12 protein-coding genes are annotated in these 15,668 nt (G+C 62.3%); 7 read left to right on the top strand and 5 right to left on the bottom strand.

Features of this window, described 5'->3' with window-relative positions:
• Positions 1-189: 189 nt before the first annotated feature.
• Together GQB03_RS14875 and GQB03_RS14870 are read left to right on the top strand one after the other, a co-directional pair.
• Positions 190-711: a glycine cleavage system protein R gene (locus tag GQB03_RS14875; protein ID WP_159690977.1), complete on the top strand. Its 522-nt coding sequence runs from the start codon at positions 190-192 to the stop codon at positions 709-711.
• Positions 712-737: 26 nt separating this feature from the next.
• Entirely contained in the window at positions 738-1,355 is a 618-nt protein-coding gene (locus GQB03_RS14870; protein ID WP_159690974.1) for a LysE family translocator, read from the top strand.
• A gap of 6 nt (positions 1,356-1,361) precedes the next feature.
• On the opposite strand, the gene GQB03_RS14865 is transcribed toward GQB03_RS14870, so the two are convergent.
• A complete protein-coding gene (locus GQB03_RS14865; RefSeq protein ID WP_159690971.1) occupies positions 1,362-1,814 on the bottom strand; it encodes a MaoC family dehydratase in 453 nt (150 codons plus the stop codon).
• A 166-nt stretch (positions 1,815-1,980) separates the two neighbouring features.
• Here GQB03_RS14865 and ppk2 point away from each other — a divergent pair, with 166 nt between their 5' ends.
• On the top strand, positions 1,981-3,042 hold the full coding sequence (gene ppk2 / locus GQB03_RS14860) for a polyphosphate kinase 2 (protein ID WP_159690968.1): 1,062 nt from the start codon (positions 1,981-1,983) through the stop codon (positions 3,040-3,042).
• Positions 3,043-3,117: 75 nt separating this feature from the next.
• Here ppk2 and cls read toward each other — a convergent pair whose 3' ends face one another.
• The 4 genes from cls to GQB03_RS14840 all read right to left on the bottom strand — a co-directional run bounded on the left by cls (position 3,118) and on the right by GQB03_RS14840 (position 10,569).
• Positions 3,118-4,566 (bottom strand): cardiolipin synthase, encoded by a 1,449-nt coding sequence (cls, locus tag GQB03_RS14855; RefSeq protein WP_159690965.1) that lies wholly within the window; start codon positions 4,564-4,566, stop codon positions 3,118-3,120.
• Positions 4,567-4,664: 98 nt separating this feature from the next.
• The gene (locus tag GQB03_RS14850; RefSeq protein ID WP_235027088.1) at positions 4,665-6,818 is read right to left on the bottom strand and encodes a YgiQ family radical SAM protein; all 2,154 of its coding nucleotides are present in this window, start codon (positions 6,816-6,818) and stop codon (positions 4,665-4,667) included.
• 139 nt (positions 6,819-6,957) lie between these two features.
• Entirely contained in the window at positions 6,958-7,770 is an 813-nt protein-coding gene (locus tag GQB03_RS14845; protein ID WP_200832238.1) for a DUF3014 domain-containing protein, read from the bottom strand.
• Between the two features lie 201 nt (positions 7,771-7,971).
• A complete protein-coding gene (locus tag GQB03_RS14840; RefSeq protein ID WP_159690960.1) occupies positions 7,972-10,569 on the bottom strand; it encodes a bifunctional aconitate hydratase 2/2-methylisocitrate dehydratase in 2,598 nt (865 codons plus the stop codon).
• Positions 10,570-10,994: 425 nt separating this feature from the next.
• On the opposite strand from GQB03_RS14840, the gene acnA reads away from it, so the two are divergent.
• The 4 genes from acnA to GQB03_RS14820 all read left to right on the top strand — a co-directional run bounded on the left by acnA (position 10,995) and on the right by GQB03_RS14820 (position 15,592).
• The gene (acnA, locus tag GQB03_RS14835) at positions 10,995-13,688 is read left to right on the top strand and encodes an aconitate hydratase AcnA (protein ID WP_159690957.1); all 2,694 of its coding nucleotides are present in this window, start codon (positions 10,995-10,997) and stop codon (positions 13,686-13,688) included.
• On the top strand, positions 13,601-14,212 hold the full coding sequence (locus tag GQB03_RS14830) for an MOSC domain-containing protein (protein WP_327516818.1): 612 nt from the start codon (positions 13,601-13,603) through the stop codon (positions 14,210-14,212). The genes acnA and GQB03_RS14830 overlap by 88 nt, the downstream gene beginning before the upstream one ends.
• An 83-nt stretch (positions 14,213-14,295) precedes the next feature.
• Positions 14,296-15,123 (top strand): HDOD domain-containing protein, encoded by an 828-nt coding sequence (locus GQB03_RS14825; protein ID WP_159690954.1) that lies wholly within the window; start codon positions 14,296-14,298, stop codon positions 15,121-15,123.
• Positions 15,124-15,196: 73 nt separating this feature from the next.
• A complete protein-coding gene (locus tag GQB03_RS14820; protein WP_159690951.1) occupies positions 15,197-15,592 on the top strand; it encodes a YchJ family protein in 396 nt (131 codons plus the stop codon).
• Positions 15,593-15,668 lie beyond the last annotated feature (76 nt).

The following is a 15,668-nucleotide window of genomic DNA, read 5'->3' as shown; positions in this document are numbered from 1 at the left end:
CTGCGCAGGATGCGCGATCGAAAGAACGGTGGCACCGCCAACACCGTATCATCCCGCCCTCGCCCTTCGTACTGCCGACACCATTCGAGCCACACCGGGATCTATGCTTCGGATAGACACTTGCGGCGATCCAGCCCGCTCAGGCACAGTCGCACCTGCAATCATTCACGCGCAACCAGAGGATCGGAAATGACCCAGTCTCTCGTACTCACTGTAATCGGCGACGATCGCCACGGGCTGGTCGAAAAGCTGGCATCCACAATCAGCAGACATGAAGGCAACTGGCTCGAATCCTCCATGTCCCGCCTGTCGGGCAAATTCGCCGGGATCGTACGCATCGAAGTACCCGATGAGCATGTCACGCGACTGAGCAAGGCACTTTCCGACCTTCCCGAGTTACGGGTGCTCGTCGAAACGAGTGGTCCCGAGATCACGTCGGCGGCAGGTGCGCGATTCTCGCTGCAACTCGTCGGTCACGACCGTCTCGGGATCGTTCGCGAAGTCACGACCGTGCTCGCCCGCCATGCAGTCAACGTCGAGAAGCTCGTGACTGGCACGGCCAGCGCACCGATGTCCGCCGAAATGCTGTTCAAGGCCGACGCCGAGTTGCTTGCCGCACCCGGTTTCGACATTGCCGCCCTGCAAGATGATCTCGAACGCATTTCCGCGGATCTGATGGTCGATATCGACCTCGTGCGCTCGGAAAACTGACCTCCGGCACAGAAGGACTCCGCTCAATGAGCTTCGAAAGTGGAATCAGCTTTTTTCTGGCGATATTCATCTTTGGCATCACACCCGGGCCGGGCGTGTTTGCCATCCTTGCCCGGGCAATGATGTTCGGCGCGCGCTCGTGCGCGATGCTCGCCTTCGGCATGACCATCAGCGACGCCGTATATCTTGTCCTCGCCAGCCTCGGGCTGGCCGCGGTCGCACATCACTGGGGCGAACTGTTTACGGCCATCCGCATCCTCGGTGCAGCCTACCTGCTCTATCTCGGATGGAAAATGTTCACGACCCGGCCGAAGATCAACGAGGCGGATCAACCTGTTGCCAGCGGGAGCGGGCTCGCCAGTTTCGTCCAGGGTTTTCTCATATCGGCGTCAAACCCGAAGGTGATTCTGTTCTATATCGCTTTTCTGCCGACCTTCATCGATCTGACCACGCTCACTGCGCGGGATATCTCGATTGCCTCCATGCTCACCGTGATTGCCTTGATGCTCGGCCTGATGCTGATCGCCACCTCGGCAGCATGGGCCTCCAAACGACTCAAGACCCCTGGCGCGGTGCGCTGGCTCAATCGCAGCGCGGGCAGCATCATGATCGCGGCGGGCGTCTATTTGGCCACCCGCCACTGAAAGACGCTATTGCGGTCGCCGCAGAAGCAGGTGATTGCCGATGAAGCTCAAGACAGGTTCGCCGCGCTGGTTCAGGGCCTCGTAGCGCATCCGGACGATACCGCGATCCGGTTTGGAGCGGGACGGCCGAAGCTCAAGCACCTCCACCTCGGAATGAAGCGTATCGTCGGGACGAACCGGTGCAAGCCAGCGGAGTTCATCCAGCCCGGGGGAGCCGATGCTCGACTCGATGATGATTCCGCTCTGTATGAAAAGCCGGAAGCACAAGGCAACGGTCTGAAACCCGCTCGCAATCAAGCCACCGTATGGCGAACGGGCAGCCGCACCCGCGTCGAGGTGGAAGGGCTGCGGATCATAGCGAAAGGCATAATCGATGATGGCGGCCTCGGTCAGCGTGCAGCCTTGGCTCACGAAGCGCTCACCCACCGAAAAATCTTCGAACCAGCGATTCTGATACATGAAAATCTCCATTTGAACGGCATGCCGGATACGTCCGGGGGCAAAACGCCCAAGAAACCGACGACCGCACTTTCATCGACAAAAAATGACCATCTTTTGACACGCGTCATGAATTGCGCATCCAGCCCGAGCAGACTGGTACTTTTACCCAGGCGGAGGAGAACACATGGCCGAAACCAATAATCCACAAGGTCGCAGTACGAACACGAAGGGTGCCGACAAGCAGACAGCACCGCAAGGCGCCACCGTTGACAGCCTCGCGCCAGCCACGGGCGACGATGAAACCCCTCAAGTGTATGAAACCCGAGTTTCGCAAAAGCAGCACGACGATGCTGCAGCCGAGATTCTGTCGATCAGCCATGCTCCCGTCGCGTTGAAGGTTGCGGAGGCACCCCACGGCACTTGGGAAGACAGCGGCAAGGCACCACTGCCCTCCGATTACCCCTATGCCGAGCGCCTCAGCCGCCGGGAATACGAGGATACCAAGCAGGAACTTCAGATCGAACTCCTCAAGGTACAAAGCTGGGTCAAACAGACCGGTCAGAAAATCGTCGTCCTCTTCGAGGGCCGCGATGCGGCCGGCAAGGGCGGCACCATCAAGCGCTTCATGGAGCACCTCAACCCCCGCGGCGCACGCGTGGTGGCACTGGAAAAACCGTCCGACGTCGAGCGCAAGCAATGGTACTTCCAGCGCTACATCACCAACCTGCCGACCGCGGGTGAAATCGTGTTCTTCGACCGGTCCTGGTACAACCGCGCGGGTGTCGAGCGCGTGATGGGCTTCTGTACCGCGCAGGAGTATCTCGAATTCATGCGTCAGGCGCCGCAGCTGGAGCGGATGCTGGTGAATTCGGGCATACGACTGTTCAAGTTCTGGTTCTCGGTCAGCCGCGAAGAGCAGCTTCGCCGCTTCATCTCGCGTCGCGACGATCCGCTCAAGCACTGGAAGCTGTCACCGATCGACATCAAGTCACTCGACATGTGGGATGACTACACCGCCGCGAAGAAAGCGATGTTCTTTCACACGGACACGGCCGATGCCCCCTGGGTCGTCATCAAGTCCGACGACAAGAAGCGCGCGAGACTAAACTGCATGCGTCACTTCCTGTCGATGCTCGACTATCCTGACAAGGACCACACGGTCGCCAGCAAGGCCGATCCGCTGCTCGTTGGCTCGGCGGTGAGCGTGCTCGAACGCAGCGAAGCGTCGGTCGACGCCTTCTTCTAAGGGATCCGCGGCGATGACGGCCTCCGGGCACGTGCCCCGAAGGCAACCGGGCCGCTTTCCTGCTGCGGACACGCCCTAGAGAATCGGTGCCAGCATATTGGCAGCCCGCGTAGCAAAGCGGTGCCAGATGCTGCGCCGGTTCACTTCGGCAATACTGATCTCCCGGCTTTCGGCAAAGTCGTCGTCCAGCATCCTGCCCACCGAGCGTACGAACCTTTCGTCGTCGGAAAATGCCGCGATTTCGAAGTTGATGAGAATCGAGCGGTGATCAAGATTGACCGTCCCGACGCAGGCGAGCAAATCGTCCACAACGAACGCCTTCGTATGCAGAAAGCCGGCGCAATAGTGGAAGACCCGTCCCCCCGCGCGCAGCAGGTCTGCCTGATAGAGCCACGACGCTTGGCGGATCAGGCGATTGTCCCCCTTCTCGGGTAGCACGATGCGTACATCCACACCACGCAGGATGGCGAGCCGCAGAGCCTGCTGAACGGGATCCGTCGGGACGAAATACGGGTTCGCGATCCAGATCCGCTTGCGCGCAGCATTGAAGGAGGACAGCAAAGACACGGTGCACTCGGGCTGGTCGTCGGCCGGGCCGGTATGCCATAGCAGCACACGTGAATCACCACACGCATCGGGAAGGTCGAAATCCATGCGAGGCAGCTTTCGTCTCGCCCAGTACCAGTCCTTTACAAAGGCCACCGCCGCCATCACCGCAGCCGGCCCTTGGATCCGGACATGTGCATCCCGCCATCGACCGACGTCGGGATCGAGGCCGAGATAGTCATCGCCCACATTAAGGCCCCCGATGAACCCCACCCGTCCGTCGACCACGACGATCTTGCGGTGATTGCGGAAATTGATCTGGAAGCGGTTGCCCTTGCCCCGGGTCGTATCGAAGGGACTGCAGCGGATCCCGGCACGGCGCAGCTCTTCTATGAAGCTCCGCGGCAGGCTCGAACCAATCGGGTCGAACAGAAAGCTGACCTTGACGCCCGCCTTCGCCCGCGCCATGAGTGCCGCAGCAAAACGTCGCCCGACGCCATCGGCCCGGAAGATGTAGTACTGGACGAGAATATAGCGCTCGGCAGCAGCGATCTCGGCGAGGATGCTGTCGAATGTCGCTTTCCCGCCCACCAGAAGTTCGAGGCAGTTGCCACCGAGAAAGCCGGTGCCCGACAACTTGCTCGCGATTCCGTGCAATCCCTGCAGACCGGCGCGCGGCTCCAAATCGAAATGGCGCAGCGCCCTGAGTCGCTCGGCCTCGCGAACCGCCAGTTCGTCAATCTGGGCACGACGGTTCACATAGCCCTGGAATTTGGTGCGACCAAACACCCAGTACAGCGGGAGCGAGATCACGGGCATCGCCATGAGAGCGATGACCCAACCCATCGCACCTTGCGATGTCCGGGTCACGAGAACCGCACGTACCGCGCTCGGGATCGCCAACGCGTAGGCACTGACCGAAAAAATGATCAGCCAGTTGTCACCGTTCATCAGCGAAGAAAGAAAACCGGAACTCACTTGGCGTCGGAATCAAGCGAAGATGCAGACGCCCCGGAGCTTATACGAAAAACCGCGGGGTTCCTCGAGCAGGAGCCGGGCTGCACGCAGCCGGCTGCTCAGCGCCCACCCGATTTACCACCGGCCATCCGCCCGCGCCCCGCCAAACCGGCCTTCTCCCGTTTCCGATCGGCCTTCCCGTGCAAACCACGGGTCTCGGGCTGCGGGCGGGTGGGCTGCGGCCCCCTTGCATTCGTACGCCCATCACGCCCCAATGACGGTTTCACGACCGCCTTCGCAGTGACCACTCCTGGCTGAAAGCGCGGCACGAGATGGTCCGGGCTGTTGCCGATCAGCTCCCGATGGCCCATGCGTTCCAGTGCCTCGCGTAGCATCGGCCAGTTTTCGGGATCGTGATAGCGCAGGAAAGCCTTGTGGAGTCGCCGGATGCGCCCTGCCCTCACCGTGTCCACCGCCTCCGAATCGCGCCCCACCTTCTTCAAGGGATTCTTGCCACTGTGGTACATCGTGGTCGCCAGCGCCATCGGTGTCGGCAGAAAGGTCTGAACCTGATCGAGTCTGAAATTGTTCCGCTTCAGCCACAGTGCCAGATTGAGCATGTCCTCATCGGTGGTACCTGGATGGGCGGCAATGAAGTAGGGGATCAGATGCTGCTTCTTGCCCGCCTCCTTCGAGAACCTGTCGAACATCTCCTTGAAGCGCTCGTAGGCGCCGATGCCCGGCTTCATCATCCGTGACAACGGACCATCTTCGGTGTGCTCTGGGGCGATCTTGAGGAGGCCGCTGACATGGTGCGTGACCAGTTCCTTCACATATTCGGGCGAGCGCACCGCGAGATCGTAACGTAGCCCCGAACCGATCGAGATCTTCTTGACGCCCCGGATGGCGCGGGCCTTGCGATACAGGTCGATCAGCGGCGCATGGTCGGTATCGAGGTTTTCGCAGATGCCCGGATAGACACAGGACAGGCGTCGACAGGAATGCTCGATCTCGGGATCCTTGCAGGCCATGCGGTACATGTTGGCGGTAGGGCCGCCGAGATCGGTGATATGCCCCGCAAAGCCCGGGGTGCGATCGCGGATCTCCTCGATCTCACGCAGGATCGAGCCCTCCGAGCGGCTCTGGATGATGCGCCCTTCGTGCTCGGTAATTGAACAGAATGTGCAGCCCCCGAAACAGCCGCGCATGATGTTGATCGAAAACCGGATCATCTCCCATGCCGGGATGTGCGCCTCCCCGTAGGAAGGATGAGGCCTGCGGGCATAAGGCAAGCCGAACACGTAATCCATGTCCTGCGTCTCGAGTGGGATCGGTGGCGGGTTGAGCCACACCTCGCGATCACCATGCGCCTGCACCAGCGCGCGCGCATTGCCGGGATTGGACTCGAGGTGCAGCACCCGCGAGGCATGCGCGTACAGCACCGGATCGTCCTTCACCTGCTCGTAGGACGGCAGCCGGATGGCTGTACGTTCGCGCGCAGCCTTGCGTGCGGCGACCCGCTCCGCCAGCGGCACGATCCGGATCGGCTGGCTTCCAGCTTGACTGGGCCCGGTCTGCGCGGGCTCCATCGCGTAAGGGTCCGGGTGCACATCGACACGACCGGGCCGATCGACCGTGGTCGAGTCCTGCAGCACCCAGTCCGCGTCCGGCAGCCACCCGCGCTTGACCATGAAGGCCGTCCCGCGCAGGTCACGAATCGAGGAAATGGGCTCACCCGCAGCCAGCCGATGGGTGAGCGCGACAAGCGCCCGTTCGGCGTTTCCATAGAGCAGCAGATCTGCCTTGGAATCAGGGAGCACCGACCGGCGCACCTTGTCGGACCAGTAATCGTAATGCGCAATCCGCCGCAGGCTTGCCTCGATGCTGCCGATCACCACGTTCACACCGGGATAGGCTTCCCGCACGCGCTGCGAATAGACCACCACCGCCCGATCGGGACGTCGGTTGGCTTCGGCGTTTGCCGTATACGCGTCGTCCGAACGGATCTTGCGATCGGCGGTATAGCGGTTGATCATCGAATCCATGTTGCCGGCCGTGACACCGAAGTACAGCCTCGGACGGCCGAGCGCCCGGAACGGCTCTGCCGACTGCCAGTCTGGCTGGCTGATGATCCCCACCCTGAATCCCTGCGACTCCAGCAGTCGCCCCACCAGCGCCATGCCGAAGCTCGGATGATCGATGTAGGCATCCCCGGTCACCAGAATCACATCGCACTGCTCCCAGCCCAGCGCATTCATCTCGGCACGGGACATCGGCAGGAAGGGCGCAGCCTTTGGCACTGCAGCGGGCTGGGTAGAAATCAGGGGGAACGGTGGATTCATCGCGCGATTATATCCGACTGCGGCAGTCAACTAATTTCGATTTGCGCGACCTTTGCCGGACTTCTCCCGCCTACTGCAAGCGCTTACCGGCCAGCAAAGAGCGCAATGCTGCCAGCCGCACCTTCACCCGCTTCGCGTTGTCGGCTCCCATTCGAACCATGATCTTCTGTCCGGCCGAGAGCGCTTCGAGCTGTGGGTCCGCAAACTGGTAAAGCACCTTCGGTTGCACCAGCGCGATCGGCCCGCCTGGCTCGGGCGCGGCGAGCAGGTGGTCGATGACCTCCACCAGCCGGTCGTTGAAATAGCCACTGGGATAGCCGAGATCCCTGTATGCCTGCTGGAAGAACGGATAGAGCCGCACATAGCCGGCTACCAGCGCCTTCAGATTCACCGCTTCGGCAAAGCGTACGTAAGGCAGGTAGCGGGCCGAGTTCTCCGCACCAATCGCACGCCTCCCCTCCTCGCCCGTGACCACGAGGGGCCCGCTGGCAGCCCTCACCGGCGCCAGCTTGCGGGCGACTTTCTCGCGCGGAAGGTTGTCCACGGTGACCACGATTCGCCGTATCAGGTCCTGCATCAACATCACGTCACCGATCGATCCGGCCGGAGCAGCACCCGCAAGCGCTTCGGCGGCCAGCGCGTCAGGATCGGGCGCCGGTTCGCCGGCAGCCGCCGCCTCCTGCACCTGTTCAGGCAGGATCTGCTCGACCGGGAACTGGATGGGAGGTTCGGCGGGAGTCGTTGGCTCGGCCTGCACTGGCGCCTCTACCGATGGCTGCACGACCGCTACCGGCGCCGGCGGTGCCGCTTCACGTACCATGAAGAAATAACCCAGACCGCCCAGCAGCGCCAGAACCAACAGAATTCGCAGTGCCGTTTTCATCGTTTGCCCTCGATGCGTTTAGTGCAGGCTGATCCGCGCCGGTCACTACGGCATCGGCCCGGACGAACAGGTTCATTCGACAACGCTGCTGCGCAACTGCGCGAGCACCGGCAAGCCAAGCATACGCCCTGAATCCGCAGGACGAAAAAAAGCGGCGGATCCTGCGATCCGCCGCTCCAGGTAAATCCCGCAGCTACGGGATCAGACCTCTACGGTATCCGCAACGCTCTTGAACTCTTCGATCTGGTCGAAGTTCATGTAGCGATAGACTTCTCCCGCCTTGGCGTTGAGCGACTGCACTTGCGCGAGGTACTCGGCCGGGGTCGGGATCTTGCCGGTCAGGGCACACACCGCAGCCAGCTCGGCAGAGCCGAGGTAGACCTGGGTGTCGATGCCGAGGCGGTTCGGGAAGTTCCGCGTGGAGGTCGACATGGCGGTCGAGCCCTTGCGGATCTGCGCCTGGTTACCCATGCACAGCGAGCATCCCGGCATTTCCATGCGGGCGCCCGACTTGCCGAGGGTCGAGTAGTAGCCTTCCTCGTTCAGGATCATGGCGTCCATCTTGGTCGGCGGAGCGATCCACAGGCGGGTCGGGATGTCCGACTTGCCCTCGAGCACCTTGCCGGCCGCACGGAAGTGGCCGATGTTGGTCATGCACGAACCGATGAAGACCTCGTCGATCTTGGCACCGGCGACTTCGGACAGCATCTTCACGTCGTCCGGATCGTTCGGGCAGGCCACGACCGGCTCTTTGATGTCGGCCAGATCGATGTCGATCACGGCTGCGTACTCGGCATCAGCATCGCCCTTGAGCAGCTCGCCGTTGGCGATCCAGTCTTCCATGGCCTTGATGCGGCGGCCGAGGGTCCGTGCGTCCTGGTAGCCGTTGGCGATCATCCACTTCATGAGCGTGATGTTCGAATTCATGTACTCGACGATCGGCGCCTTGTTCAGATGCACCGTGCAACCGGCGGCGGAGCGCTCGGCGGAGGCATCGGACAGTTCGAACGCCTGCTCCACCTTGAGGTCGGGCAGACCTTCGATCTCGAGGATGCGGCCCGAGAAGATATTCTTCTTGCCTTTCTTCTCGACGGTCAGCAGACCGGCCTTGATCGCGTAGAGCGGAATCGCATTGACCAGATCGCGCAGCGTCACGCCCGGCTGCATCGTGCCCTTGAAGCGCACCAGCACCGATTCCGGCATGTCCAGCGGCATCACGCCGGTCGCGGCGGCAAAGGCCACCAGGCCGGAGCCTGCCGGGAAGGAGATGCCGATCGGGAAACGGGTATGCGAGTCGCCGCCGGTGCCGACGGTGTCGGGCAGCAGCAGGCGGTTCAGCCACGAGTGGATCACGCCGTCACCCGGACGCAGCGACACGCCACCACGCGTGCTGATGAAGCTCGGCAGTTCGCGGTGCATCTTCACATCGACCAGCTTCGGATAGGCCGCGGTGTGGCAGAAGGACTGCATCACCAGGTCGGCGGAGAAGCCGAGGCAGGCGAGGTCCTTGAGCTCGTCACGGGTCATCGGGCCGGTGGTGTCCTGGGAGCCGACGGTGGTCATCTTGGGTTCGCAGTAGGTCCCCGGACGGATACCCTTGCCTTCCGGCAGACCACAGGCGCGGCCGACCATCTTCTGCGCGAGCGAGAAGCCCTTGCCGGAATCGGCCGGGTCCTGCGGCAGGCGGAACAGGGTCGACGCGGGCAGGCCCAGCGCTTCACGTGCCTTGGCGGTAAGGCCGCGACCGATGATCAGCGGAATACGGCCGCCGGCGCGCACTTCGTCGAGGATGACCGGGGTCTTGAGCGGGGCTTCGGAGATCTTCTCGCCATTCTTGAATGCCGTGACCACGGCGGTGGCGTGATCGACCTTCAGCTCGACCTCGTCGCCCATGTCCATCGCTGAGACGTCGATCTCGATCGGCAACGCGCCGGCATCTTCCATGGTGTTGAAGAAGATCGGGGCGATCTTCGAGCCGAGGCACACACCGCCGAAGCGCTTGTTCGGCACGAAGGGAATGTCCTCGCCCGTGAACCACAGCACCGAGTTGGTCGCCGACTTGCGCGAGGAACCGGTACCGACCACGTCACCGACGTAGGCCACCAGGTTGCCCTTGGCGCGCAGATCTTCCAGGAACTTGACCGGACCACGCACGCCCGCCTCTTCCGGGGTGATGCCCGGGCGCGGGTTCTTGAGCATGGCCAGCGCGTGCAGCGGGATATCGGGACGCGACCAGGCATCCGGCGCAGGGGACAGGTCATCGGTGTTGGTCTCGCCGGTGACCTTGAAGATCGAGATCTTCATCGAAGCCGGCACTTCGGGGCGGCTGGTGAACCATTCGGCGTCGGCCCACGACTGCATCACGGCCTTGGCATTGGCGCTGCCTTTGTCGGCGAGTTCCTTGACGTCGTGGAAGTAGTCGAACATCAGCAGGGTTTTCTTGAGACCCTCGGCGGCGACAGCGCCAACCTCGGCGTCGTCGATCAGGTCGATCAAGGGCTTGATGTTGAATCCGCCCAGCATCGTGCCGAGCAGTTCGGTGGCCTTGGCGCGAGACACCAGCGCACACTTCTCCTGACCTTTGGCAACTGCTGCGAGAAACTCTGCTTTGACCTTGGCGGCGTCATCCACGCCAGCCGGCACGCGATAGGTGAGCAGCTCGACGAGGAAGGACTCCTCGCCGGCGGGCGGGTTCTTCAGCAGCTGGACCAGTTCTTCGGCCTGCTGCTGGGACAGGGGCAGCGGCGGAATACCGAGCGCGGCGCGCTCCGCAACATGCTGGCGATAGGCTTCAAGCATCGTAGTTCTTCCTCAATGATTTTTCGACCCAAACACACGCGCTGCCGGCCATCGAGGGCCGTCTGCGCCACTCTTAAAACCTGCGGGGCAAGAAGCGTCCCACCAAGTCTTATATATGATACATGTTGTCGCCGGAATTTGTGCAGTCGCACAATAAAAACTGACGAAATCCCGGCCGTGCAACATCAGAAGGCTCCGCTGCCGGACAGGGCCATACCGACGACGCGCCACCTGCCGCCGATCACCCGCTTACCGTCGCTTGCCCATGACGCACAAGAGTATAGGTCACGATCATGGGCGCCGCTCGGGATTCGAGCCGCAACGGCAGTAAGTGCGCGCGACCGACGACCACGAAGCCAAGCCGGGAACCTCTGACTCGGAATGTCGATCGGATCGATCAGATCCGCAAGGCACAGGAGAACAGAATGGACGACGTCATCGATTGCACGCGCAGCCTCATTACGAGCGATGGAAAGCAGCTTCGGTACTGCAGCCTGCCTGCCCTTGCGGACAGACTTCCCAACGTCGCGCGCTTGCCCGTATCGATCAGGATCGTGCTTGAATCGGTGCTGCGAAATGTCGATGGCACGCGCATCACCACCGATCACGTCCGACAGCTTGCCAACTGGCAGGCCCGGGGAGTGCGCGACAGCGAGATTCCTTTCGTGGTGGCACGCGTCGTCCTGCAGGACTTCACCGGCGTGCCGCTTCTGTGCGATCTCGCCGCAATGCGCAACGTGGCGTCCGATGCAGGACGCGACCCAAAGCTCATCGAGCCGATGGTACCCGTGGATCTCGTCGTCGATCACTCGGTCCAGGTGGATCATTACGGAACCCCCGAAGCGCTGCGTGAGAACATGGAAATCGAATTCCAGCGCAACCGCGAACGCTACGAGTTCTTGAAATGGGGCATGCAGGCCTTCGACACCTTCAAGGTCGTACCACCGGGATCCGGTATCGTGCATCAGATCAATCTCGAGCATCTCTTCACGGGCGTACGCGCCGACGGTGATCTGCTTTACCCGGACACGCTTGTCGGCACCGACTCCCACACGACAATGATCAACGGCATCGGGGTCGTCGGGTGGGGTGTTGGCGGCATCGAGGCCGAAGCAGCCATGCTCGGCCAGCCGGTCTACTTCCTGACTCCCGACGTCGTCGGCGTGGAACTTACGGGCAGGCTGGCCAGCGGGATCACCGCAACCGATCTCGTCCTGGTGATTACGGAAATGCTCCGCCGCGAAAAGGTCGTCGGCACGTTCGTCGAATTCTTCGGTGAAGGGGCTGCCAGCCTGACCGCCACCGACCGGGCGACGATCGCCAACATGGCTCCCGAATACGGCGCCACCATGGGCTTCTTCCCGGTCGACGCGAATACCGTGACCTACATGCGCAATACCGGTCGCAGCGAGGAGACCTGCGCAACCTTCGAGGCCTACTTCCGCGCTCAGAAGCTGTTCGGCATACCGGTAAAGGGCGACGTTGACTACTCCCGCGAGCTCACGCTCGATCTGGGATCAATCGTCCCCTCGCTGGCCGGCCCGAAGCGCCCTCAGGACAGGGTCGCGCTCTCGTCCATGAAATCCACCTTCGATGCGCTCTTCTCCGCCCCCGCTTCCAGGAACGGATTCAACCAGTCACCCGAAGCGTTGGCCAGGCGCTATGAGACCGGACTCGACAACATCGACCTCGGCAATGGCGACGTACTGATCGCGGCAATCACATCGTGCACCAACACCTCGAACCCTGCCGTCATGCTTGCCGCCGGCCTGCTGGCCAAGAATGCGGTGGCCCGAGGCCTGCGGGTCAAGCCCCACATCAAGACTTCGCTGGCCCCCGGCTCGCGCGTCGTGTCCGAATATCTCGACAAGGCCGGGCTGCTCGAGCCGCTCGCCAAGCTGGGTTTCGCGCTTGCGGGATACGGTTGCACCACATGCATCGGCAATTCCGGTGATCTGGCTGCCGAATTCAACGAAGCCATATCGAAACACGAGCTCGTCGCCGCAGCCGTACTGTCCGGCAATCGCAATTTCGAGGCCCGCATCCATCCGAACATCCGCGCCAACTTTCTCGCCTCCCCACCCCTGGTTGTGGCTTTCGCGATCGCGGGACGGGTGAACATAGATCTCGACAGCGAGCCGCTGGGAACCGGTAATGACGGCAAGCCGGTCTTCCTTGCCGACATATGGCCGCATTCCGACGAGATCGACGCGGTCCTGCCCTTTGCCGCCGATCCACAGACTTTCCGCAGGCTCTACTCGGATTTCACGTCCGACAATACCTTGTGGGACAGCATCGCTGCCCCGGACGGTGAGGTCTACCAGTGGCCACGATCGACCTACATCGCCCGGCCACCATTCTTCGACGGATTTTCAATCGAGCCCGGACCCATCGCCGCAATCGAAGGCGCCCGCGCCCTGTTGATGCTCGGCGACTCGGTCACAACCGACCACATCTCGCCAGCCGGCTCTTTCTCGGAACAGACGCCCGCCGGTGAGTGGCTGACCGGCAAGGGGGTCGAGCGCAGGGATTTCAACTCCTACGGCTCGCGCCGGGGCAATCACGCCGTGATGGTGCGGGGCACCTTTGCCAACGTACGCATCAAGAACCTGATGCTGCCGCCACGCAGTGACGGCTCCCGGATCGAGGGCGGCTTTACGCTGCTTGATGGCAAATGCGTCAGCATCTTCGAGGCGGCGAGCACTTACCAGCAGCGGGGGACACCGACCGTAATCCTTGCTGGAGAGGAGTACGGTACCGGTTCATCGCGCGACTGGGCCGCAAAAGGCACCCTTCTGCTCGGTGTAAGAGCGGTGGTGGCGCGCAGCTTCGAGCGCATCCACCGCTCCAACCTCGTCGGCATGGGTGTATTACCGCTGCAGTTCAGAGGCGAAGACAGTTGGCAGTCGCTCGAACTGCGCGGTGACGAGCATTTCGACATACCAGACGCCGACGGCCCGCTCCAACCGCGGCAGGACCTGAGCCTGGTGATCCGTCGCAGCGATGGCAGCAAGGACACGGTGCCGGTCTTGTGCCGTATCGACACGCCGATCGAGATCGAGTACTACCGGCATGGCGGGATTCTGCCCTATGTACTGCGCGGACTCCTTCAGAAGTGAGACCTCCGCACGGACGCACTGCGGATGCGCCGCAAGGCATCCACCGTCTGAGTGCGCAGTTTCCTCACACGGGTCGTATCGAGCGCATCTTCGTCCGACCGGCCCGACGCACCGCCTGTATTGAATTGAACGGTACGCTGGCGGTCGCCGGCCGCGGTCTCGAGGGCGACCGCAGCCATGGTGGCCGGCGACAACTGAGCCTGATACAGCACGAGCATCTCCCGGTAATCGCAGCCCTGATCGGTGCCGAAGCCATCGAACCCGCACTGTTGAGGCGAAATCTGGTGATATCGGGAATCAACTTGCTCGCGCTCAAACCACTTGGACGAGAGCGGACCGTGGATCTGAGAATCGGCGATGTGATCGTACGGATCGGTCAGGCCTGTTCGCCCTGTTCGCGAATGGAAGAAATTCTCGGCGCTGGTGGCTACAACGCAATGCGCGGGCATGGCGGCATGCTGGCAACCATCCTGACCGACGGATGGATCAAAGTCGGCAGCGAGGTTCGCGTCATTCATTGCTGAAAGTCTTGCGGACCAAAGCCCTACAGTTTTCAGGCCTGCGGCCGATAGCCAAGGGCGACGAAAACTTGCATGGGCGATCAATCGTGGAGCTAGAGGACGTACTCGAGCAGGCCTATCTGCTACCGACCATACCTGCGGTCGTTCACGAACTGCTCGGCAGTTTCGACCGCAGTGATATCGATGTCGACGCGATTTCATCTCGCGTGGCGCTCGATCAGGTCATTGCCGCCAAGGTCCTGCGGATGGCGAATTCGGCCCAGTTCTCGCGCGGCCGCAAGATCGGCAGCATCCATGACGCGGTGATGGTTCTTGGCTTCAACCGGGTCCGTACCCTGGTGATTGCATCAGGCGCCTCGACGATGCGGCCCGATCTGCCCGGTTTCGATCACTTGGCCTATTGGCGCCACAACCTGCTCACCGCCTGCTTCGCACGCACGATCGGCGCGCTCGTGAAGACCCGCCCCGAGGAGTGCTTCGTTACCGGCCTGATGCACAGGATCGGCGAATTGCTGCTGCGATCGGTCGAACCGGAGCGATACCGTCAGATCGACAAAGCCGTCGCCGGAGGCCAGCCGCGTCTGCTTGCGGAACGTACGGTCATCGGCCTCGACCATGGCGTTGTCGGCGCCGCGCTAGCCCGTGAGTGGAGCCTGCCCGGACCGATTGGCGAGGCAATGCAACATTACGGAAACCCGCTCGAGCACCTCGCCGACGATCGCCTTGCCGTGATCCTGTCTCTGGCGGAAAGCCTTGCTACCAAGCTTGCCGGGGGCGCATCGACCGCAGAGGCGGTTGAGGCGCTGCCACCCGAGCTCACGGCAATCATCGGGCTCGACGTCGGCGAGCTGGCCGAGCAGGCGGACAGCGTTCTCGCAGAGGCGTCCGACTGGCTGACGCTGCTGGGCACCTGAGTCCGACGCATCACCGGCAGGTCCGCCTCGCCCGCCCATTCCACGACACGGGCCACGCCGCTAGAATCGACGAATGGCAAAATCAATTCCCTGCCCGTGCGGTTCGAGCCTGCCGCTCGCCAGTTGCTGTGGCCGATATATTCATGGCGGTCAGACAGCCCCCGACGCCGAACAGCTCATGCGCTCGCGATACAGTGCTTTTGCAACCGACCAGCGCGACTACCTGCTGCGCAGCTGGCATCCGGACACCCGCCCGCCAAACATAGAGCATCAGCCGGGCGAACCGGTCGCAAAATGGATCGGGCTCAAGATCGTGAGCCACAGGACGATCGACGACACCCATTCCGAGGTCGAGTTCATCGCTCGTTACCGGATCGGCGGCCGCGCTTCGCGGCTCCACGAAACCAGCCGCTTCATCCGCGAAGGCGATCACTGGTATTACGTCGACGGTACGCTCCACGAGTCCTGACAACGCCGGCGACAGTTGGCCGTGCATGAGCCCGCTCGGCTCCCGTCGCCTCTATAATCGGGCCACCATTCAGGGA

This window comes from Cognatazoarcus halotolerans (assembly GCF_009800965.1).
Classification (GTDB): Bacteria; Pseudomonadota; Gammaproteobacteria; order Burkholderiales; family Rhodocyclaceae; genus Cognatazoarcus; species Cognatazoarcus halotolerans.
The sequence above is the reverse complement of the archived record's forward strand: the minus strand, read 5'-3'. Positions and strand labels throughout refer to the sequence as shown.

What these genes read in the sequence shown, in the direction of transcription:
- GQB03_RS14870 (WP_159690974.1), top strand. Translation starts at nt 738, where the DNA reads ATGAGCTTCGAAAGTGGAATCAGCTTTTTTCTGGCGATATTCATCTTT.
- acnA (WP_159690957.1), top strand. Translation starts at nt 10,995, where the DNA reads ATGGACGACGTCATCGATTGCACGCGCAGCCTCATTACGAGCGATGGA.
- GQB03_RS14865 (WP_159690971.1), bottom strand. Translation starts at nt 1,814, where the DNA reads ATGTATCAGAATCGCTGGTTCGAAGATTTTTCGGTGGGTGAGCGCTTC.
- GQB03_RS14875 (WP_159690977.1), top strand. Translation starts at nt 190, where the DNA reads ATGACCCAGTCTCTCGTACTCACTGTAATCGGCGACGATCGCCACGGG.
- GQB03_RS14845 (WP_200832238.1), bottom strand. Translation starts at nt 7,770, where the DNA reads ATGAAAACGGCACTGCGAATTCTGTTGGTTCTGGCGCTGCTGGGCGGT.
- ppk2 (WP_159690968.1), top strand. Translation starts at nt 1,981, where the DNA reads ATGGCCGAAACCAATAATCCACAAGGTCGCAGTACGAACACGAAGGGT.
- GQB03_RS14850 (WP_235027088.1), bottom strand. Translation starts at nt 6,818, where the DNA reads ATGTCCCGTGCCGAGATGAATGCGCTGGGCTGGGAGCAGTGCGATGTG.
- GQB03_RS14820 (WP_159690951.1), top strand. Translation starts at nt 15,197, where the DNA reads ATGGCAAAATCAATTCCCTGCCCGTGCGGTTCGAGCCTGCCGCTCGCC.
- GQB03_RS14840 (WP_159690960.1), bottom strand. Translation starts at nt 10,569, where the DNA reads ATGCTTGAAGCCTATCGCCAGCATGTTGCGGAGCGCGCCGCGCTCGGT.